A 20,671-nucleotide genomic window follows, 5' to 3' on the forward strand; every position below is an offset into this window, starting at 1 on the left:
TGAACAAATTGTTCCAACTTTTCCAGCGGTATTTTGAATGGTTTACGCTTACGGGGCTGACATTCTAAGCTATTCAACTCTCTGAGTTGTTTTTCCCAGAGATAGAGGGTATTGGGACTAATTCCAAATAACTTACTCGTTTCCTTTTTGGTATGTCCTTCCTGAACGTAAGCAATGACGCGTTTTCTAAAATCTAATTCGTATGTCATAAAATCAGTATATCATATACTATCTAAAATCTAAAGAAGTATAGCACTCGTTTTTTGTTAGATTTTGATGAGTTTTGCTTTTTTGATATTTGCTTTGGAAAAATCGGATTTCTAACATCTAACTTTCAACAGCCCATTGGGCTGTTAAATCTCCCCCCCTGCACAGTTATGGCGATAACACTGTTTTCCCAGCTTCACCTCTCCAAACTACTGCGAAAATATTTTACTTCAAAAGAATGATAGTATGAAAGTTGAGTAGGGTTCCGCTGTCTAGTTATTAGAAATACTAGGTCACATTCCTTTTCCGTGCCAATTACTGGCTAAAATCGCTTACAAGGTTTATAATGAAGATGATAGTATTGTTTGACTGTCAAATTAAAATTAATATATAAGGAGAAGTCTATTATGTCACTTATTGGGAAAGCAGTAGAAGATTTTACAGCCAATGCTTATCACAATGGTAAGTTTTTATCACTCACACAAGAAGATTTCAAGGGTAAGTGGAGTGTCGTCTGCTTTTATCCAGCAGATTTTACTTTCGTTTGTCCGACTGAGTTGGAAGATTTACAAAGTCAATATGCGGCTCTCAAGGATCTGGGTGTAGAGGTTTATTCAGTCTCAACAGATACGCATTTCACGCATAAGGCTTGGCATGATACCTCAGAGGCTATTGGTAAGATTGAGTACATCATGATTGGTGATCCGTCTCATCATATTTCACGCATTTTTGATGTTTTAGACGAAGAAGCTGGTTTAGCACAGCGTGGAACTTTTATCATTGATCCAGAGGGTATTGTTCAAACGATGGAAATCAATGCAGATGGTATTGGACGCGATGCGAGTATTTTAGTGGATAAGATTCGTGCGGCGCAATACGTTCGTCAGCATCCAGGTGAGGTTTGTCCAGCTAAATGGAAAGAAGGAGCAGATACTTTAAAACCAAGTTTAGACCTTGTCGGTAAAATTTAGAGGTGGCTCGATGTTAGATGCAGATATCAAGGCTCAATTAGGACAATATTTGGACTTGCTGGAGTCAGATTTGGTTTTTAAGGCTGATTTAGCAGCAGATGACCATTCTCAAAAAGTCCGAGAATTCTTAGAAGAAATTGTTGCTATGTCACCGCGTTTGAGCTTGTTAGAAACTCATTTAGGTCAACGCCAGCCAGCATTTGAAATTGCAAAGAAAAATGATGCAAGTGGTATTCGTTTTGCTGGTTTACCGTTGGGACATGAATTTACTTCGTTTGTTTTGGCGCTTTTGCAGGTCTCAGGTCGCGCGCCTAAGGTTGATCCAGAAGTGATTGAGCGCATCAAGACTATCGATCAAGAGCTTCATTTTGAGACGTACGTTAGTTTGACCTGTCATAATTGTCCAGATGTGGTGCAGGCTCTCAATGTGATGAGCGTTCTTAATCCTAAGATTAGCCATACCATGGTAGAAGGTGGCATGTTCAAGCAAGAGGTGGAAGCTAAAAAAATCATGGCAGTGCCAACTGTCTTTCTTAATGGAGAAGAATTTGCTAGTGGCCGCATGACGATTGAGCAAGTGGTTGATAAGGTTGCACGCCCAGTGTCAGCTGATCATTTCGTCGAAAAAGGGAACTTTGATGTCTTGGTCATCGGTGGTGGTCCAGCAGGTAATAGTGCAGCCATTTACGCGGCACGTAAGGGGATTAAGACCGGTATGGTGGTGGAAACTTTCGGTGGTCAGGTCATGGAAACGGTTGGCATTGAAAACATGATAGGCCAGACCTATACAGAAGGTCCGAAATTGATGGCGCAAATCGAAAATCACACTAAGTCTTATCCCGTTGATATCATGAAAAATCAACGCGCGAAAGCTATTCGTAAGACAGATTTAGTTGAGGTGGAGCTAGAAAATGGGCAAGTTCTGAAAGCTAAGACAGCTATTTTAGCTCTGGGTGCTCGCTGGCGTCAAGTCAATGTTCCAGGGGAGCAGGAATTGCGCAATAAAGGCGTGACCTATTGCCCGCATTGTGATGGCCCTCTTTTTGAAGGTAAGACTGTCGCCGTTATCGGTGGTGGCAATTCTGGAGTTGAAGCGGCGATTGATTTGGCAGGCCTAGCAAAACAAGTCTATGTTTTAGAATTTATGGAAGAGCTCAAGGCAGACCAAGTTTTGCAGGAACGTTTGCATAACCTCTCTAATACAACTGTATTGACCAATGTGGCAACAAAAGAAATTGTTGGTCGCGATAGTGTAGAAGGGCTTATTTATACAGAGCGTAGCACTCAAAAAGAATTATCTTTAGATGTTGAGGGAGTCTTTGTTCAAATTGGTTTAGGTCCTAATACCAACTGGTTGGCAGATAGCGGATTAGAATTAACCAAGACGGGCGAAATCGTAGTAGATAGTCACGGAGCTACGAATGTTGACGGTATCTTTGCAGCAGGTGACTGCACCAACAGTGCCTACAAGCAAATCATCATTTCTATGGGTTCAGGGGCGACCGCTGCTCTCGGGGCTTTTGATTACTTGATCCGTCACTAAACTAGACAGAGAGTAGCGGCTGGGATAAAAGTATTCGGTATCGTTTCTTTTATAGTTTGAACAGATTGACGCAGTAGTTGTCTGGTTTGTAGAGCGAGTCCGGAACAAAAGGCATTCCCATCTTCTGTATTTTTTGTTTAGTGGCAAGACGCAGTAGTTGAGTGGGCTCTAATACATTGATAAATCAACTTTTAGAGCCCTACTCAACTTTGCGGAGGTAGGACGACAAAATCGAATTTCTGAGAAATTACCGATTTTTGTCCTACTCTCATTCTACAAACCTAGTCAGCAGTGGTTCATTGATGCTAAAGCACCTAATGATCTGTGCAGGGGTAAGACTAAGTTGGCATAGCCAACAAGTCTTACTCCCAACCTTGCGGGGGTGAGAGTAAAATAATCCAGTGGATTATTTTAGCCCGAACCTAGAAATAAAAGAGTGAGGCTAGTTGATTTCATTGAAATCATGACTTCTGTCTCACTCCCTATTTTCTTTTGTTTGCTTAAAAGTACGCCTTGTTAATTGCCCTCAATAAAGCATAAGTTTGACATAGAAGAAAGTCCGCATTTCATTTATGAGATGCGGACTTTTGTATAGCTTTGCTAGCGATTTTAAGGATGAGTCTTAAATAGAATAATCAGCGAAGAAGCTCCTTATATTGTTTGGCAATGGCAGTTATTTGCTCAAACTCCTTTTTCGAGGCTAATTTATTGAATTCACTGCCGATACCGATCATGTCAGCGCCCTTGAGAAGCCACTTTTTAGCATTGTCTAGGGAAACACCACCTGTCACCATGAGGGTGAGCTGAGGTAGCGGAGCTTTGACAGAAGAGATAATCGTTCCATTGAGGGCATTTCCGGGGAAAAGCTTAATGATCTCGCAGCCTGCCTCCAGTGCTGTTACCATTTCGGTAACTGTCATACATCCTGGTAGGTAGGGGATGGCATAGCGGTTGCAAAGGGTGGCTGCTTGGGCATTAAACGAAGGAGAGACAATAAATTTTGCTCCAGAAGCGATCGCGCTTTTAGCGGTTTCAGAATCTAAAACAGTTCCCGCACCAATACAGACAGAAGGCCTATCTTGATAGTGCTGGTTAAGATGCCTGATGATGTCACTCGCAAAGGGATTGGTATAGGCGATTTCGATGCAATCAATGCCACCTTTAATGCAAGCGATTGCGGCGTTCGTTCCTTCATCAAGATGTTCTCCTCTTAGAACTGCAACGACTTTGACTTGTTTCAATTGTAAAATAGTATCAGATTTTGACATAACTCTCTCCTAACGCCTAATATCTTTGGGGCTATTTAATAATGATGTCACCGTCTCTTTTTTGACAAACAGACTATCTCCCTCGTAGGTGCATTTTAGGGTTGCCGCAGCAACAGCAAAATCGAGAGAGTCTTGAAGAGCGCTATTTTCCAGCAACTTGAAGATAAGGCCAGCCGCAAAGGCATCTCCACTTCCTACCCTCTGGAGAATAGGTGTTTGTAATTGGCAAGAGGACACGAACTGATTAGAGTATCCAAATGCTTGGTAGGTGTTTAAATTGGAAACATTAAGTGTCCTTTGGGTGTGAAAAATGGCTTTCAGATGGTATCTTTCTTTTAACCCCTGTAGACGATTCTCCAAATCAGATAGGCTCGCTTTATCACGGTCAAAAAGCTGAAGATCATCTTCATCAAGCATCAGCGGCTCTATGCCAATACAGTAGTCTGCATACTGCGCAAAATGAGAGAACACTCTTTTAGCCTCTCGCACAGGAAGAAGAGAAGAGCGATAGTTCAGATCAAAGCAAATGGGAATATTTTTTTCCTGCAAAGCCTGCAAGAGCGTTTCTAAAAAGTTTTGGACAGCTTTTCCAAGTGATACGGTAATCCCACTAAAAAAGAAAAGGTCGACATCCTCAAGCAAGTTTTCGATATCAATTGTTTCAAAGGGAAATTGTAAGAATCCCGTATGAGACCGGTCGTAAAAGACTTGACTTTGACGGATACCAAAACCTTCTTCTAAAAAGTAGAGCCCCAATCGCTCCTTGGAGCGATAGATGGCGCTTGTATCAATCCGACTCTGAGAGAGAAACTCTAGGAATCGCTCTCCGATCGGATTATCAGGTAGAACGGATAAGACTTTGCTGCTGGCTCCTAGTCCAGCTAGCGTACGGGCGACATTGATTTCTGCACCGCCAAAGAACATACCAGCTGGCGCGTGGTCTTGAATCGGTGCGAAATCTTTAGGAGTCATTCTGATTAAGGCCTCGCCAAAGCATAATACTTTTGGCATATGATAAGTTTTCCTTTCTTTTAAGAGAGCAGTTTTTTCAAATAATTAGCGATGTCTTGATTTTGGCAATTGGCAAAGAAGTATTCCTGAAAATGTGCTCCTGAAATCGTCTCCTTTAAGAAGTCTTGATCAACTGTTTCTAAAATGGTCAGCATATCTGTGTGTGTGATGGTTTTTAAGTCGCTTAAAATTCGCGCGTTTCTTTGTTCAGGAATGGCGCGTTCTCTTGGGTAACCGCCACCCATTGGCTCGGCCAACAAGCGTTCGAAGATCAATCGAAGATTTAATTCAGCGCCCCAACCAAACCCCTTGGCAAAAGGAATAGAGAGCGCATTTCCACCGTTGATTTGGGAAAAGAGATAGGCTTCGGTTGGTTCTGAAGCAAAGCCACAAACAACATTGGGGAAGCTATTGAGAGCTAGCATTGCTCCAACGCCAGTTCCACAACCAGTGATGACAAAATCAGCTGCACCACTATTTAGTAAGATAGCTGCTAAGAGACCATTTTGAACATAAGTCAGCTGACTTTCCCCTTCCTGACCATACATTCCGTAGTTGAACACTAGGTGATTTTTCTCATCTGCAACAGTTTTTAACTGTTGGTAGATAATCGCATTCTTGCTCGCTTGACTGTTTTCATTTATTAAAGCAATTTTCATAGGTTCCTCCGTTTTTGATTAAGGTTGTTTACCGATATACGCTAAGATACCACCATCGACATAAAGAATGTGGCCATTGACAAAGTTGCTGGCATCGCTCGCTAAAAAGACAGCTGGTCCTGCCAAATCTTCAGCTTGACCCCAGCGTTGAGCAGGTGTTTTGGCAATGATAAACTGATCAAATGGGTGTCGCGCACCATCTGCCTGCTTTTCTCGCAGGGGCGCAGTTTGAGGGGTGGCAATGTAGCCTGGTCCTAATCCGTTACACTGAATGTTTGACGCACCGTATTCGGAAGCGATATTTTTGGTGAGCATTTTTAAGCCGCCTTTAGCAGAAGCATAGGCGCTAACTGTTTCGCGGCCAAGTTCACTCATCATAGAGCAGATATTAATAATTTTACCGTGCCCTTTAGCAATCATTCCTGGAAGGGCCGCTTTAGACATGATAAAGGGGCCATTCAAATCTACATCAATGACTTGACGAAAATCGTCAGCAGACATTTCTAGCATTGGTTCTCTCTTGATGATGCCAGCATTATTAACGAGGATGTCAATGACACCTATATTTTCATTAATTTCCGTTATCATTTGCTGTACAGCATCCTCGTCTGTCACGTCGCAGACATAGCCATGCGCCTTGATACCTAAATCAGCATAGGCTTTTAAGCCTCTATCCAATGATTCTGATGAGCGATCGTTAAAGATGATGGTTGCTCCTGCTTTAGCATACGCTGTTGCAATTGCAAAACCAATACCATAAGAGCCACCGGTAATCAGTGCATTTTTCCCTGCTAGAGAAAAATAGTCTAAATCAAAATGAGCCACAGTAGTCCTCCGTCTATCTTTGTTTTCTATGGTACAAGTAAAACCGTTTACCTGAATCATAACAAAGTAAACCGGTTTTGTCAACTAACTTTACCTTAATTTCCGTTTTTCAATGTTGTGTCATAAGAAGAGAAGAAAGAGGTTTTTTGAACTGAAATGAACCGAGTCAAAAAGTAGATGGAATAAGGAGCAGTGAATCCTCAAAATCGTACAGAGAAAATTTTTTTAAAAAAGATATTGACATTTCAAAATGGAAGCGCTATACTCGTATTATACAAGTAAACCGGTAAACTCAAAAAGAGGAGGAAAGATGACTAAACTTATTATTATTGGGCACGGGCGTTTCGCTGAGGGAATCCTTAGTTCGGCTCGTTTGATTGCAGGTGAGCAGGAAAAGGTGGAGGCCATTAATTTCCTAGAAGAAATGACAGCCGAAGATGTTAAGAGCAAATTGCTTGAGTCTATTGGGTGTCATGAGCAAGTCCTTGTCTGTTGTGATCTATTGGGAGGAACGCCGTTTAAGGTGGCTTCTCTTGTAATGGAGGAAAAGCCAGATGTCAAAATGGACGTTCTATCAGGATTAAACTTGGCGATGCTGTTGGAAGCTATTTTTGAGCGCGAGCTAACGACGACTATCAGTGATTTGGTGGATAAACTTGTGACCTCTGGTCGAGCTGGTATTATGAATTGGCAGGCTCTCAAGTCCCAGGAAACTGAGGATTTTTCCGATGGGATATAGGAGGTTTTTATGATTAAGCAGGTTACGCTTGAACCCATTTTGAATCCTGAACGCTTCAAAAAGGGTGGTTTATTGACCAAAGAAGAAGTTGAAAGAGCTATTGAACGCGCCCTAGAGCAAATCTATGTGAACATGGATTATTTCAAAGAGGAGTTTCCAACGCCAGCAACAGCTAACAATAAATATCCCATTATGGGAAATACAGAGTGGACCAATGGCTTTTGGACAGGCTGTCTGTGGTTGGCCTACGAATATTCGGATGATCAGCGCATCAAAGATTTGGCGCACAAAAATGTTTTATCGTTTTTAAATCGTGTTGAACAGTCGATTGAACTCGACCATCATGACCTAGGTTTTTTATACACACCATCATGTATGAGTGAGTACAAGCTCAACAAGAGTCCAGAAGCTAGGGAAGCTGCTTTGAAGGCGGCTGATAAATTGATCGAAAGGTATCAGGAAAATGGAGGCTTTATACAGGCCTGGGGTGAGCTTGGAAAAGCAGAGGATTACCGTTTGATTATTGATTGTCTCCTGAACATTCAATTGCTCTTCTTTGCATATGAAGAGACAGGTGATGACAAATATTATCGCATCGCTGCTAAGCATTTTTACACATCAGCGAATCATGTTATTAGAGATGATGCCTCTACGTTCCATACTTTCTACTTTGATCCTAAAACAGGAGATCCTGTAAAGGGAGTTACGCGGCAGGGCTACAGTGATGATTCATCGTGGGCAAGAGGTCAGTCGTGGGGAGTTTATGGCATTCCACTCAGTTATCGGAAGATTCGCGATCCGAAGATGATTGAGCTTTTCAAAGCTGTCACCAACTATTTTCTTAATCGTTTACCTCTGGACTGTGTTTCATACTGGGATTTGATTTTCGGTGATGGTAGCGGGCAGCCTAGAGATACGTCGGCAACAGCGATAGCCGTTTGTGGGATTCACGAAATGCTCAAGTACTTACCAGAGACGGATCCAGATAAATTGACCTACCAATATGCGATGCACGCTATGCTTCGAAGTTTGTTAGAAAATTATGCTAATACAGAGAAAACTTCAGGAAGGCCTCTTGTGCTGCACGGTGTTTACTCGTGGCATTCTGGCAAGGGCGTAGACGAGGGCAATATCTGGGGTGATTACTACTACCTAGAAGCCTTGATCAGATTTTACAAGGATTGGGATCCTTATTGGTAATGAAAGAAGAGGAGAAAACAATCAATGAACACACCAAATATTGTGATGACAAGAGTTGATGAGAGGCTCATTCACGGGCAAGGTCAGCTATGGATTAAGTCTTTGGATTGCAATACAGTTATCGTTGCTAATGATGCTGTTGCAGAAGATCGCATGCAGCAAACGCTTATGAAAACGGTCGTTCCAGCTTCGATAGCGTTGCGGTTTTTCACCGTCCAAAAAGTGATTGATGTCATTCATAAGGCAAATCCAGCCCAAAAAATCTTTATCATTGTGAAAGATTTACCAGATGCGTTGCGATTGGTCAAGGGCGGCGTTCCTATCAAAGAGCTAAATATCGGAAATATTCACAATGCTCCTGATAAAGAAATGGTGACAAGATCTATCTTTTTGAGTGATGATGATAAAGCTATTATCAGAGAACTCAGCACCAGTCATCAAGTTGTCTTTAATACTAAAACAACGCCTACAGGGAATGACGGAGCTGTAGAAGTTGATTTGTTGGACTACATTTAAAAAATTATTTTCAAGGAGAAACTCATGGAAATCAATATCATTCAGGCTGTTCTCATCGGCCTTTGGACAGCCTTTTGTTTTAGTGGTATGTTGCTTGGTATTTATACCAACAGATGTATCATATTATCTTTTGGGGTAGGGATTATTTTAGGAGATATTCCAACGGCATTAGCCATGGGAGCCATCTCTGAATTAGCCTATATGGGATTTGGTGTTGGTGCTGGTGGGACTGTTCCTCCAAATCCGATTGGTCCAGGGATCTTTGGAACGCTTATGGCTATTACCAGTGCAGGAAAAATTTCGCCAGAAGCTGCTCTTGCCCTGTCTACTCCAATTGCAGTAGCGATCCAATTTCTACAAACTTTCGCCTATACAGCTTTTGCAGGTGCTCCAGAAATGGCCAAAAAACAGTTACAAAACGGCAATATCAAAGGGTTTAAGGTGGCTGCTAATGGAACAATCTGGCTGTTTGCAGCTATCGGATTGATTCTAGGAGTCTTAGGGGCGCTTTCAATGGATACTTTGATTAAACTGGTGGACTATATCCCTCAGGTATTGTTAAATGGTTTGACTGTCGCTGGAAAAATGCTTCCTGCTATTGGTTTTGCGATGATTTTATCTGTCATGGCCAAAAAAGAATTGGTGCCATTTGTCTTGTTGGGCTATGTCTGCGCAGCGTACTTGAATATTCCGACGATTGGTATTGCTATTGTCGGCACGATTTTCGCACTCATTGAACTTTATGGCAAGCAAGCGCCAGCAACTCATGCGGTGGTAGAAGGGAATGAAACTGATGACTGGATCTAAAAAACTCGTAAAAAGTGATTACACAAAAACAGCACTGAGAGCCTATTTTTTACAAAATGGTTTTAACTACAGTAACTATCAAGGGTTGGGCTATGCCAATGTCCTTTACCCAGCCTTAAAAAAATACTATGGAAGCGATCAAAAAGCCTTATGCAAGTCTCTTGAAGAAAATGTGGAATTCTATAACACCAATCCTCATTTCTTACCATTTATCACGAGTCTTCACCTTGTTATGCTAGACAGTGATCGTCCTGAAACGGAAATCAGAAGCATTAAGATGGCCTTGATGGGTCCACTAGCAGGAATTGGAGACTCTTTGACACAATTTTGCCTAGCGCCACTATTTTCGACGATTGCAGCCTCCTTGGCGACAGATGGTCTGGTCATGGGGCCGATCTTCTTCTTCCTAGCGATGAATGCTATTTTGCTAGGTATCAAGCTAGGAAGTGGTCTTTATGGCTATCGACTAGGAACCAATTTTATTGATAAACTCAGCGAACAAATGGCTGTCGTCTCTCGCATAGCTAATATCATTGGGGTAACAGTTATTGCGGGATTGGCTGCAACCTCTGTAAAAATGAGTATTCCGTTCACCTTTGCTGCCGGTGAAGTGGATGCTGAAAATACGGCTCAAAAATTTGTTAGTATCCAAGCCATGCTCGATAAGATAGCGCCAGCGCTATTGCCAGCTCTATTCACTCTTTTGATGTATTACCTCATTAAACAGAAGAAGTGGACAACTTATAAATTAGTGATTTTGACGGTTATTATTGGTGTGCTGGGAAGTTGGTTAGGCATTTTAGCTTAAAAGCTGTAGTCGGTTTTAAGTTAAAAGTTACCTTTGATGTATTGATGATAAAACGGGTGAATCTTTCTCTTGAGATAGAAGAGAAAGTGACATCCGTTTTTTTGTGTGGGAGCACAGTAAATGTTGAAATAGCGCCTTGGTTAGGTATTTGCCCGAAAGTTCGTGGTAACGCTGGTAAACGAAAAGGGAGTAAACAACGATTTTAAATGAGAGTGGGACAAAAGTAGTTCCAATCTCCTGTATTTTTAGATTTACTAACAAGACGCAGTGGTTGAGTGGGTTCTAATACGTTGATAAATCAACTTTTAGAACCCTACTCAACGGTTCGCTGTTTCCAATCGTTTGCTTACTAACTGAACACGGCCTAAAAAGCTAGATAAAATTCTAAAATTTCCTAGAGTCAAATAGACTCTTCGTCAATTTTCTCATTTTCCAACGCTTTTCTTAACGGCCTTTGTATCTTGGAGGGCGCAACTCTTGGACAGCTATCGCATAGGTGGAACATCTGGTTTGTCTTCAACAAACCAGTGTTGCCACCGTAACTGTGCGGAGGTGGGACGACAAAATCGAATTTCTGAGAAATTACCGATTTTTGTCCCACTCTCTTTTTCCATGTGTTTTTACTGTTGTCGGAGCTGCGTTTATCTCAGTCATTTTGAAATGTGTTATAATAAATAGGAAGAACGAACAAAGAAAGAAGTTTTCAAACGATGGCAAAAGTAACGATAAAAGATATTGCGACATTAGCTCAAACCTCGAAAACAACTGTTTCCTTCTATTTGAACGGTAAATTTGAGAAAATGTCTCAAGAAACCCGTGAACGAATTGCCAAGGTTATTCGCGAGACGAATTATAAGCCGAGCGCACTCGCTAGAAGTCTCAATGACAAAGGTAGCCGATTGATTGGTGTTTTGATTGGCGATATCACTAATACCTTCTCAAATCAAATTGTCAAAGGCATTGAAGACGTGGCACATGCGAGTGGTTATCAAGTGATTATCGGCAATAGCGACTACAACTCGGAAAATGAAGATCGCTATATCGAAAATATGCTGAGTTTGGGTGTTGATGGCTTTATTATCCAGCCGACGGCTAGTTTTAGGAAATATTCTAGGATTATCAACGAAGAGCGTAAGCCGATGGTTTTTTTTGATAGTCAGCTCTATGAGCATAAGACCAGCTGGGTGAAAGCAAATAACTACGACGCTGTTTATGATGCTACGACCAGTTGTTTGCAAAAAGGCTATGAAGACTTCATCATTATTACCGCTGATACCAGTTTGCTAAGCACTCGGATAGAGCGTGCATCTGGTTTTAGAGACGCTTTGACAGATGCTGGAATAGCCCATCAGACGTTGATTATTGAAGATAAGAAAGATGAGACAGAAAAAATCAAGGCGTTTTTGCTGCACAACATTGTGCCTGCTCGCAAGACATTGATTTTTGTTCCAAATTGTTGGGCGCTGCCGATGGTTTTTACAACGATGAAGTCACTGCAAATAAAGATGCCTGAAGTGGGATTAATTGGTTTTGATAATACAGAATGGACGGGACTGTCCTCTCCGACGGTTTCTACAATAAGACAACCAGCCTATGAGGAAGGGCGACAGGCGACAAAACTCCTAGTTGGTCATATCGAAAGCGGAGAAGTTGATGAGAGGCAAAAGGTTCTGGACTGTGAAATTAATTGGCAAGAATCTACTTTGTAAGCTAGGGGTAAAGAGTATCAGGAGACAGTGCTGAACTGACCAGATTAGAGCGGTTTAGGATAGGTATCAAATAATGTAGTCTCATAACTTGTATTCACAGCTCGACAGTTTCATTTAAGGCAGTTTTTCTGATAGTTACCATTCGTTTTATTCAAATACAGTCGGTATTCCTGCAAAATCTGCGTCCTGAATCAAAGTCTATGGTTTGTGAAGATAACTTCTAAAAAAGTTCTCGGATTTCAGCGCTTTTAAGCATGCTGAACGCTACTAATAGCTTGTCGCAAGGAGAGTATTGGTGAAAGAAAAATGGTTTGTTGTGGGAGATGTCCACGGAGAATATGACCTTTTGGAAAAATTGCTGCTGCATTGGGATGAAGAGGAGCAAGACTTGGTTTTTTTGGGAGACTTGGCCGATCGTGGCCCAAAGAGTAAGGATTGTTTGCTGACTGTTATGGATTTGGTAACATCAGGACGTGCTCATTGCGTTAAAGGAAACCATGAGGTGCTCTTGCTCAATTGGCTCAAGGAGCCTGACTTGCGATTTGCTAACTACATATCCAACGGTGGCAAAGAGACCATTGAAGACTTGCTGTATCAAGGGGCGGTAGATGAGCTGTCACCAGAAGAGTTGTCAGCTATGATTTTACGAGATTATACAGACTTGATTGATTTTTTGGAAAAACTGCCTTTTTATGTGGAGAGTGATTTTTGTATTGGCGTTCATGCTGGGATCAATCTAGACACAGACGATTGGCGTCAGACTAGCGAACGTGATTTTGCCTGGATGAGGGAAGAATTTTATAATCATCCCAAAGTGCCAGAGAAGCTTGTTGTTTTTGGGCATACACCTGTTCAGTATTTACATCAGAATCAGTCTGCCACGCAGGTTTGGTGTGGCTTGAATCGCATCGATATTGATGGTGGTGCTGTTTATCACGGAGCTCTACATGGTGTGGTTATTTCTCATCGAGGGATTGAGGCAGATTATCAGATTTTTCATCCTAAACATAACTGGTCATCTGCTAAAGTAGAAATTTGAAAAACCATCTGAAATCTGATAAGATAGGGATATGAGAACCTATTATGATGTCCAGCAGTTGTTGCGACAGTTTGGGATTTTGATTTACATGGGAAATCGTCTTTACGACATTGAGATGAGCCGAATTGAGCTGAAGCAAGTCCATGAAAGTGGGCTTATTTCGACACAAGAATACCTGCAAGCAGAGTTGGTTTTGCGCCAAGAACACAGCAGAGAACTGGAATATCAGGAGAAAATGAGGAAAAGAAATGGATAGTTGGTTGATTTTATTGGCAATAGTGGTGCTGGTTGCAGCTTTTATCGGTTATCGCTATTGGCGATTACATCAGGCTGCGACGCTTTTGGAAAATGAGGACTTTAAGCACCTGATGCGTAGTGGCCAGTTGATTGATTTGCGTGATCCATCAGCTTTTAACCGCAAGCATATCTTGGGTGCTCGTAATATTCCTCAGCAGCAGCTTAAAAGTAGTCTCAGCGCTCTCCGTAAGGACAAGCCGGTCCTTCTCTACGAGAATTTGCGGGGTGGCTTGGTGACCAATGCAGCCTTTCTGCTCAAAAAGCATGGCTTTAAGGAAGTTTACATTCTCAGTTATGGTCTTGAAAATTGGGATGGTAAAGTGAAAGAGAACAAAGTTGTCTGAGAACGAAGCTACTAACAAAACATCAGAGAGACAGTATTTCAAAAAAGAGCGAACGAATGAACTCCTTTGGAACCCCAAGGGAGCGACTCGTCCGCTTTTTCTTTGGTTCGGAAAATCATTTCCTTTCGTATGCCATTGTTAAACCGAATCGCTACACAATCAACCTGTTGAGAAGTTTGGCTTTTGAGCCCTTTGTCGATTTTCGAACAAGTCTATTATAAAAATCAGCAACAACACGATAATACGCGTCCTTTACATTTGAAAGAAATTATTGCTATCACTAAAAAATATTATTTTAATCCAAGTCTTTCGCTGTCAGCACAGATTCTGAGACAGACCACTATGATGGCTTCGCCCTCACCTCCAAAGCGTGTATCTGTTGAAGATTACGTATAAAATCTAAGAGTCAGTATTCATTACCTGTTCATAGTGCGTCTTGTAGGTTTGAAAAAATTCTTCAGGTGCCATAAGCTTTAGAACTGTCAACGCATCTTTCATAGCAGAATCTCCATCCACCACCCCTTTTTGCCACTGATAGTAACCTTTCATGTAGGTATAGATCGTCTGTTCGAAAAACTCACTCTCAATAATCAGAATCTCAGGAATTTTTTTGATTAACCACGCTGCTCGCTGAAAGGCAAAGTGATCAACGCATTCTTCTAAGCAGTTGATGGCTAATTGCACTACTAGCTTGCGATTTCCTGGATCCTGCGAAAGAGTCGCTTGGCGTTTTTTGATAAGCTCAACTGTCAGTAAATAGAGAGTTTCAAAGCTAATTACCTTAGCGCAGTTTCCAAGCAAGGTAATCTCGTATTGTCCCCAAAACTCCACGGTAAATAAATAATCAGTTAACTGAGCCAGTTCCTCCTCACTTGGACCCTGATCGCCACCCAGACTCTCTAGTAAAGCTTTTAACATGGTAACTGTATAGGGCGTTTTTAATGGTTTTGCTTCTAATTGCGCAATAATTGCCTGCAACCAGTCCTTATCTCCCTTAGCATAGCGAGGTGCCACTTGATTAATCAATTCTCTGAAATCGTCTTTTTGTTGGGTATAGACTAACATTTCATCAAAAGTGATATTGAGACGATTGAGAAGTTGAAAAAAGCTTGTCACAGCGACCTGCGATTCCCCTCGTTCAAATCGTGACAACTGTGATTTAGCTAGGATACCGTCAGATAAGTCTATCAGCGTTAATCCCTTTTCCTGACGAATTTGCCTAATTGCTGCTCCAAACATTTCCCTTTTTCACTACCTTTTTCTAAAATTTTTAAAACTATTATATAATAAGGGCAATTAAAAAGCTAGATACGTCAGGAGGAAATTTTGTCATGAGACGTAATATCGGTCGTTATTACCTTTATGTTAGTCTGATGAGCAGTCGCTTTAGCCGCGGGGTACTCATGCTTTACAGTCTTAGTCTAGGCCTATCGGTCTTAGAGTTTGGACTGCTTCAAGCTCTTTATAATCTCATTCGAATGGTTGCAGAAGTGCCAACTGGACTAATAGCCGATCGATTCAACAAAAAAACAGTTCTCTCCTGCGCCTCTGGTCTCAGCGCGCTGGCCTGTCTAGGCTTGTGGGCTGCTGCATTTTTACCACCTAGCCTTTCCTTCTGGTTACTGGCACTGCTCTTTTCTCTAGATTCCTTTGCCACAGTGTTGAGTAGTGGCGCCGATCAAGCCCTTTTATTTGAAGAATTACAAGCTCACAAGCAAGATAACCTCTATCTGAAAGTTTTGAGTAACGCTCAAATCTTGACTCTGTTTGTCCTGTCTTTGGCAACGACTCTTGGAGGAAATCTTTACAAGAGCTTTTACATTGCTATCTTTATCTTAGAAGCTATCTGTTTTGCTACTGCCAGCTCTTGTATCGCTTATTTTGACAGCCCAAGCACTGACAACAGACCTCTAATACAGGAAAAAGCGACTTCCATCAAAGAGCAACTAACGATTGCTAGCCAAACCTTTAAAACTAAACCACTCCTTTTCACATTAATCAGTTTCATTACTTTATTGGAAGTATTCCTAAATGCACTAGTCAGATTTATCCAAGGTGCCTTTGCTGCAACTGGTATGACCTCAAATATGATTGCTACTATCATTGGTCTGACAACTTTTTGCGGAGTCATCGGAGCCTATCTCTCTCGCTTTGTGGCAAAAATCCCCTTATTTCTCTTTTTAGGGTTTATTTCAGGGCTCTTTTTACTTAGTAGCCTAGCTCTATCTTCAATGCTACCAACGCTGATGGTGGTCGGCTTTGCATTGATGAATATTCTTTTAGATCTTTCCTTTCCACTAGTCAGTCAATATGTCAATCAGCAGATCACTTCAGATGTGCGAGCAACGATCCTCTCGGTTCACAGCAGTCTGGTAGGCCTCATTTCCATCTTCTTTTTACCTCTGATGGGGCTACTATTAGATCACCTCTCCTACGGCTTTTCCTTGCTCATTTTGGGAACCTTTTTCAGTTTCTTTCTCTTTTTATTCACTAAGCTAAGCCAAAGATTCTCAAAAACAGAGGAGATCTGATTCGGAAAATCATTTCCTTTCGTATACTATGTTTGAATTGAATTACCATACAAACAACTTATCTATTCTTAACATTGATAATTATTGTTCAGGCTGTTTTTTAAATCATCAACTTTTTCACTGGATTTTTAAGAGGAACCTTATTCTCTTTGAAAATAGATGAAAACATTTACAATAGAGTTGCTTTAGCATTTTAAACCAGTTTGTGCTATACTGGATAGTTGAAAGAAATGAAACACTACGATTGAACGATTCGATCCGTACTTAAACAAAGAGGAATTATGACTAAATTAAGAGAAGATATCCGTAACATTGCTATCATTGCCCACGTTGACCATGGAAAAACAACCCTTGTTGATGAACTATTGAAGCAATCACAGACTTTGGATGCTCGTACGCAACTTGATGAGCGCGCCATGGACTCAAACGATATCGAAAAAGAACGTGGCATTACAATCTTAGCTAAAAACACCGCTGTGGCTTATAACGATGTTCGTATCAACATCATGGATACACCAGGACACGCGGACTTTGGCGGTGAAGTAGAGCGTATTATGAAGATGGTCGATGGGGTTGTTCTGGTTGTGGATGCCTATGAAGGAACTATGCCGCAGACCCGCTTTGTATTGAAAAAGGCTCTTGAGCAAGACTTGACACCGATTGTTGTGGTTAACAAGATTGACAAGCCGTCTGCTCGCCCAGCAGAGGTTGTGGACGAAGTCTTGGAACTCTTCATTGAGCTTGGCGCTGATGATGATCAGCTCGATTTCCCAGTGGTTTACGCTTCCGCGATTAACGGGACATCCTCACTTTCAGACAATCCGGTGGATCAAGAAAAGAGCATGGCGCCAATTTTTGATACCATCATCGAGCATATCCCGGCGCCGGTTGACAATTCAGATGAACCGCTCCAGTTCCAAGTCTCTCTTTTGGACTACAATGATTTCGTTGGTCGTATTGGTATCGGTCGCATCTTCCGTGGAACGGTTAAGGTTGGCGACCAAGTGACTCTTTCAAAACTGGATGGCACAACCAAGAACTTCCGCGTGACCAAACTCTTTGGTTTCTTTGGTCTTGAACGTAAGGAAATTCAAGAGGCAAAAGCAGGAGATTTGATTGCTGTTTCGGGCATGGAAGATATCTTCGTCGGAGAAACGGTGACTCCTACGGACGCTATCGAGGCATTGCCAGTTCTTCGCATTGATGAGCCGACATTGCAAATGACCTTCTTGGTGAACAACTCACCTTTTGCAGGGCGTGAAGGAAAATGGGTAACATCACGCAAGGTTGAGGAGCGTCTTTTGGCGGAACTTCAGACCGATGTGTCTCTTCGTGTTGATCCGACAGACTCTCCTGACAAATGGACGGTTTCAGGCCGGGGGGAATTGCACTTGTCTATCTTGATTGAAACCATGCGTCGTGAAGGCTATGAACTTCAAGTATCACGCCCAGAAGTTATCATCAAGGAAATTGATGGTGTTAAATGTGAGCCATTTGAGCGCGTGCAAATTGATACTCCTGAAGAATATCAAGGTTCGGTTATCCAGTCGCTGTCTGAGCGCAAGGGAGATATGTTGGACATGCAGATGGTCGGAAACGGTCAAACGCGTCTGATTTTCCTTGTCCCTGCGCGCGGTTTGATTGGCTACTCAACTGAGTTCTTGTCAATGACCCGTGGTTACGGGATTATGAACCATACTTTTGATCAGTATTTGCCAGTGATTCCAGGCGAACTCGGTGGCCGTCACCGCGGTGCCTTGGTTTCTATTGATGCTGGTAAGGCAACAACTTACTCGATTATGCGTATTGAAGAGCGTGGAACGATCTTTGTTAATCCAGGTACAGAAGTCTATGAGGGCATGATTATCGGTGAGAACTCTCGTGACAATGACCTGACCGTTAATATCACAACAGCTAAGCAGATGACCAATGTTCGTTCAGCGACCAAGGATCAAACATCTGTTATTAAGACACCTCGTATCCTGACTTTGGAAGAATCCCTTGAATTCCTCAATGACGATGAATACATGGAAGTCACACCAGAATCTATCCGTCTTCGCAAGCAAATTCTTAACAAAGCAGAGCGCGAGAAAGCTAACAAAAACAAGAAAAAAGCTGACTAAAATGACTCGTTAAAACCTGTATTCACAAGTGAACTATTTTGAATCAGGAGAGCATTTTTTCGATATTAAGGCCGTTTTTGAAAAAAATAAGTAATGAGTAGTAGAAAAAAGCAGTCTTGGATATATTGAGCTATGAGTTAGAGGTTTTAGTGATCAAGCGACTTGAAGTGAAAGGAGGAGTATGTTTTACTTAATTCTAGCGGTCTTACTGGTTCTGTTTTACATATTTGCAGCGCCTAAAGCTATAAAAGGAACGCTCAACCTTATGCTTCTTGTTTTTGCGGTGGTCTTGGTGGTGACCTTGATCATCTTGGCAATCATTAGCTTGACCAGTTCGTCTGCTGAGGTCTGGGCAGGAGGAATAGTGACCTTTCTGGGACTTTGGGCGATCTGGGATATGGAGAAGATGACGTCTAGATCTAGGGATAAGTCAGAGACAAATTTCTTTGATCAGTGATGTGAGGACGCTTTTTGAGATTGTCACACAATTGAGACAAATGTCATCATCATTTAAATGAATGACTTTAACCGTGTATCGAAGTTCCAATAGCTTGAAGGATTGTTGATTTTACGAGCTTTTATCACAAAAATAAGCCTCGCGGGGGTGGGATTGAAATCTTAGGATTTCTGTCTCGCTCCCGTTCTTTTCTTGAAAATATCGCCTATTCACGGTAAAATAGTAAAAAACACTACGCAAAGAAATCGAGATGAGATGAAAGAGATTACACAATTCCAAAATCAGAAAATCTTAGTGCTGGGACTAGCTAAATCTGGCGAATCAGCGGCGCGTCTATTGACCAAGTTAGGGGCTATCGTCACGGTTAATGATGGCAAAGCCCTTGAAGAAAACCAAGCAGCGCAAAGTCTTTTAGAAGAAGGTATCAAGGTTATTTGCGGCAGTCACCCACTAGAGCTTTTAGACGAGGATTTTGCCTTGATGGTTAAAAATCCAGGTATTCCTTATACCAATCCAATGGTAGCACGTGCAATGGAAAAAGGTATCCCTGTCTGGACTGAAGTGGAGTTGGCTTATTTGATTTCTGAGGCGCCGATTGTTGCTATTACTGGGTCAAATGGTAAAACAACGACCACAACCATGATTGCCGAAGTTTTAAATGCTGGTGGCAAGCCTGCTCATCTTAGCGGGAATATTGGCTTTCCTGCCTCAAGTGTCGCCCAAAATGTGACAGCTGAGGATACCTTAGTGATGGAGCTGTCCTCGTTCCAGCTGATGGGCATTGAGGCATTCAAGCCACAGATTGCTGTGATTACGAATCTTATGGCATCTCATCTGGATTATCACGGGGATTTTGAAAGCTATGTGGCGGCTAAATGGCAAATTCAAAAGAATATGACCGCAGATGACTTTATCGTCTTAAATGCTAATCAAGAGTTGACCAAACTTTGGGCAGACCAAACACAAGCGACTGTTGTTCCTTTTTCAACGAAAGAGCAGGTTGATGGCGCTTATTTGTTGGATGGGGTTCTCTATTTCAAAGGCGAAGCGATTATGCCAGCTGCTGAAATTGGTGTGCCAGGACTTCACAATGTGGAGAATGCTTTGGCAACAATTGCTGTGGCTAAGTTATCGGGTATTGATGGTGCGATCATTCGTGAGACCCTCGCTTATTTTGGAGGTGTCAAACACCGCCTGCAATATGTTGATCAAATCAACGCTATTACCTTTTATAACGACAGCAAATCGACTAATATTTTAGCAACCCAAAAAGCCTTGTCTGGTTTTGACAATGGTCAGGTTATTTTAATTGCAGGTGGCTTAGATCGTGGCAATGATTTTGATGAGTTAGTACCAGACCTCAAAGGACTAAAGCATATGGTCATTTTGGGAGAGTCCGCACCTCGCATGATTAAGGCTGCTGAAATGGCTGGCGTGCCCTATACAAGGGCAGAAGAAATTTCTGATGCCACTCGGAAAGCGTTTAATCTTGCTGATTCAGGCGATACTGTCTTACTCAGCCCTGCCAATGCCAGCTGGGACATGTATGCTAATTTTGAAGTGCGTGGGGATGTCTTTTTAAACACAGTTGCTCAGCTAAAAGCGGAAAATTAAGAG

The 20,671-nt window shown here is 41.9% G+C and carries 21 protein-coding genes; 15 read left to right on the forward strand and 6 right to left on the reverse strand.

Annotated elements, in window-relative coordinates:
- Window positions 1-209 (reverse strand): helix-turn-helix domain-containing protein (locus A3I5_RS0101865; RefSeq protein WP_018372921.1); only part of this gene is annotated, 209 nt, incomplete at its 3' end.
- A gap of 405 nt (window positions 210-614) precedes the next feature.
- On the opposite strand from A3I5_RS0101865, the gene ahpC reads away from it, so the two are divergent.
- Together ahpC and ahpF are read left to right on the forward strand one after the other, a co-directional pair.
- Entirely contained in the window at window positions 615-1,178 is a 564-nt protein-coding gene (ahpC, locus tag A3I5_RS0101870; protein ID WP_018372922.1) for an alkyl hydroperoxide reductase subunit C, read from the forward strand.
- Window positions 1,179-1,188: 10 nt separating this feature from the next.
- Window positions 1,189-2,721 carry an alkyl hydroperoxide reductase subunit F gene (gene ahpF, locus A3I5_RS0101875; RefSeq protein ID WP_018372923.1) on the forward strand — a complete coding sequence of 511 codons (1,533 nt, stop codon included), beginning with the start codon at window positions 1,189-1,191 and terminating at the stop codon, window positions 2,719-2,721.
- 635 nt (window positions 2,722-3,356) lie between these two features.
- On the opposite strand, the gene A3I5_RS0101880 is transcribed toward ahpF, so the two are convergent.
- Genes A3I5_RS0101880 through A3I5_RS0101895 form a run of 4 tightly spaced genes read right to left on the reverse strand, consistent with a single transcriptional unit; the run spans window position 3,357 to window position 6,484 of the window.
- Window positions 3,357-3,989 carry a bifunctional 2-keto-4-hydroxyglutarate aldolase/2-keto-3-deoxy-6-phosphogluconate aldolase gene (locus tag A3I5_RS0101880; protein WP_018372924.1) on the reverse strand — a complete coding sequence of 211 codons (633 nt, stop codon included), beginning with the start codon at window positions 3,987-3,989 and terminating at the stop codon, window positions 3,357-3,359.
- 9 nt (window positions 3,990-3,998) lie between these two features.
- Window positions 3,999-5,000, reverse strand: a complete 1,002-nt coding sequence (locus A3I5_RS0101885) for a sugar kinase (protein WP_018372925.1) — start codon at window positions 4,998-5,000, stop codon at window positions 3,999-4,001.
- Between the two features lie 20 nt (window positions 5,001-5,020).
- On the reverse strand, window positions 5,021-5,659 hold the full coding sequence (locus A3I5_RS0101890; RefSeq protein WP_018372926.1) for an RpiB/LacA/LacB family sugar-phosphate isomerase: 639 nt from the start codon (window positions 5,657-5,659) through the stop codon (window positions 5,021-5,023).
- An 18-nt stretch (window positions 5,660-5,677) separates the two neighbouring features.
- Window positions 5,678-6,484 (reverse strand): gluconate 5-dehydrogenase, encoded by an 807-nt coding sequence (locus tag A3I5_RS0101895; RefSeq protein WP_018372927.1) that lies wholly within the window; start codon window positions 6,482-6,484, stop codon window positions 5,678-5,680.
- 310 nt (window positions 6,485-6,794) lie between these two features.
- Between A3I5_RS0101895 and A3I5_RS0101900 the strand changes: the two genes are divergently transcribed.
- The 9 genes from A3I5_RS0101900 to A3I5_RS0101940 all read left to right on the forward strand — a co-directional run bounded on the left by A3I5_RS0101900 (window position 6,795) and on the right by A3I5_RS0101940 (window position 13,943).
- Complete coding sequence (locus A3I5_RS0101900) at window positions 6,795-7,223, forward strand: PTS sugar transporter subunit IIA (protein ID WP_018372928.1); 429 nt, start codon at window positions 6,795-6,797, stop codon at window positions 7,221-7,223.
- A 9-nt stretch (window positions 7,224-7,232) separates the two neighbouring features.
- A complete protein-coding gene (locus A3I5_RS0101905) occupies window positions 7,233-8,423 on the forward strand; it encodes a glycoside hydrolase family 88 protein (protein ID WP_018372929.1) in 1,191 nt (396 codons plus the stop codon).
- Window positions 8,424-8,447: 24 nt separating this feature from the next.
- Window positions 8,448-8,939 (forward strand): PTS sugar transporter subunit IIB, encoded by a 492-nt coding sequence (locus tag A3I5_RS0101910; RefSeq protein WP_018372930.1) that lies wholly within the window; start codon window positions 8,448-8,450, stop codon window positions 8,937-8,939.
- 24 nt (window positions 8,940-8,963) lie between these two features.
- Window positions 8,964-9,746, forward strand: a complete 783-nt coding sequence (locus A3I5_RS0101915) for a PTS mannose/fructose/sorbose/N-acetylgalactosamine transporter subunit IIC (protein ID WP_018372931.1) — start codon at window positions 8,964-8,966, stop codon at window positions 9,744-9,746.
- Window positions 9,733-10,554 carry a PTS system mannose/fructose/sorbose family transporter subunit IID gene (locus tag A3I5_RS0101920; RefSeq protein WP_018372932.1) on the forward strand — a complete coding sequence of 274 codons (822 nt, stop codon included), beginning with the start codon at window positions 9,733-9,735 and terminating at the stop codon, window positions 10,552-10,554. The genes A3I5_RS0101915 and A3I5_RS0101920 overlap by 14 nt, the downstream gene beginning before the upstream one ends.
- Window positions 10,555-11,264: 710 nt before the next feature.
- Window positions 11,265-12,263, forward strand: a complete 999-nt coding sequence (locus A3I5_RS0101925; protein ID WP_018372933.1) for a LacI family DNA-binding transcriptional regulator — start codon at window positions 11,265-11,267, stop codon at window positions 12,261-12,263.
- A 295-nt stretch (window positions 12,264-12,558) separates the two neighbouring features.
- Window positions 12,559-13,302: a metallophosphoesterase gene (locus A3I5_RS0101930; protein ID WP_018372934.1), complete on the forward strand. Its 744-nt coding sequence runs from the start codon at window positions 12,559-12,561 to the stop codon at window positions 13,300-13,302.
- Between the two features lie 31 nt (window positions 13,303-13,333).
- On the forward strand, window positions 13,334-13,558 hold the full coding sequence (locus A3I5_RS0101935; RefSeq protein ID WP_018372935.1) for a YqgQ family protein: 225 nt from the start codon (window positions 13,334-13,336) through the stop codon (window positions 13,556-13,558).
- Window positions 13,551-13,943: a rhodanese-like domain-containing protein gene (locus A3I5_RS0101940; RefSeq protein WP_018372936.1), complete on the forward strand. Its 393-nt coding sequence runs from the start codon at window positions 13,551-13,553 to the stop codon at window positions 13,941-13,943. Before A3I5_RS0101935 ends, A3I5_RS0101940 begins: the two co-directional genes overlap by 8 nt.
- A gap of 399 nt (window positions 13,944-14,342) precedes the next feature.
- Here A3I5_RS0101940 and A3I5_RS0101945 read toward each other — a convergent pair whose 3' ends face one another.
- Window positions 14,343-15,182: a helix-turn-helix domain-containing protein gene (locus tag A3I5_RS0101945; protein ID WP_018372937.1), complete on the reverse strand. Its 840-nt coding sequence runs from the start codon at window positions 15,180-15,182 to the stop codon at window positions 14,343-14,345.
- Between the two features lie 92 nt (window positions 15,183-15,274).
- Between A3I5_RS0101945 and A3I5_RS0101950 the strand changes: the two genes are divergently transcribed.
- The 4 genes from A3I5_RS0101950 (at window position 15,275) to murD (ending at window position 20,668) form a co-directional block, all read left to right on the forward strand.
- Window positions 15,275-16,474: an MFS transporter gene (locus A3I5_RS0101950; protein ID WP_018372938.1), complete on the forward strand. Its 1,200-nt coding sequence runs from the start codon at window positions 15,275-15,277 to the stop codon at window positions 16,472-16,474.
- A gap of 281 nt (window positions 16,475-16,755) precedes the next feature.
- Complete coding sequence (gene typA / locus A3I5_RS0101955; protein ID WP_018372939.1) at window positions 16,756-18,597, forward strand: translational GTPase TypA; 1,842 nt, start codon at window positions 16,756-16,758, stop codon at window positions 18,595-18,597.
- A 181-nt stretch (window positions 18,598-18,778) separates the two neighbouring features.
- Window positions 18,779-19,054 (forward strand): DUF3165 family protein, encoded by a 276-nt coding sequence (locus A3I5_RS0101960; protein WP_018372940.1) that lies wholly within the window; start codon window positions 18,779-18,781, stop codon window positions 19,052-19,054.
- A gap of 255 nt (window positions 19,055-19,309) precedes the next feature.
- Window positions 19,310-20,668, forward strand: coding sequence for a UDP-N-acetylmuramoyl-L-alanine--D-glutamate ligase (gene murD, locus A3I5_RS0101965; protein WP_018372941.1), 1,359 nt, complete (start codon window positions 19,310-19,312; stop codon window positions 20,666-20,668).
- The last annotated feature ends 3 nt before the right edge of the window (window positions 20,669-20,671 follow it).

Source organism: Streptococcus merionis DSM 19192 (assembly GCF_000380085.1).
Classification (GTDB): Bacteria; Bacillota; Bacilli; order Lactobacillales; family Streptococcaceae; genus Streptococcus; species Streptococcus merionis.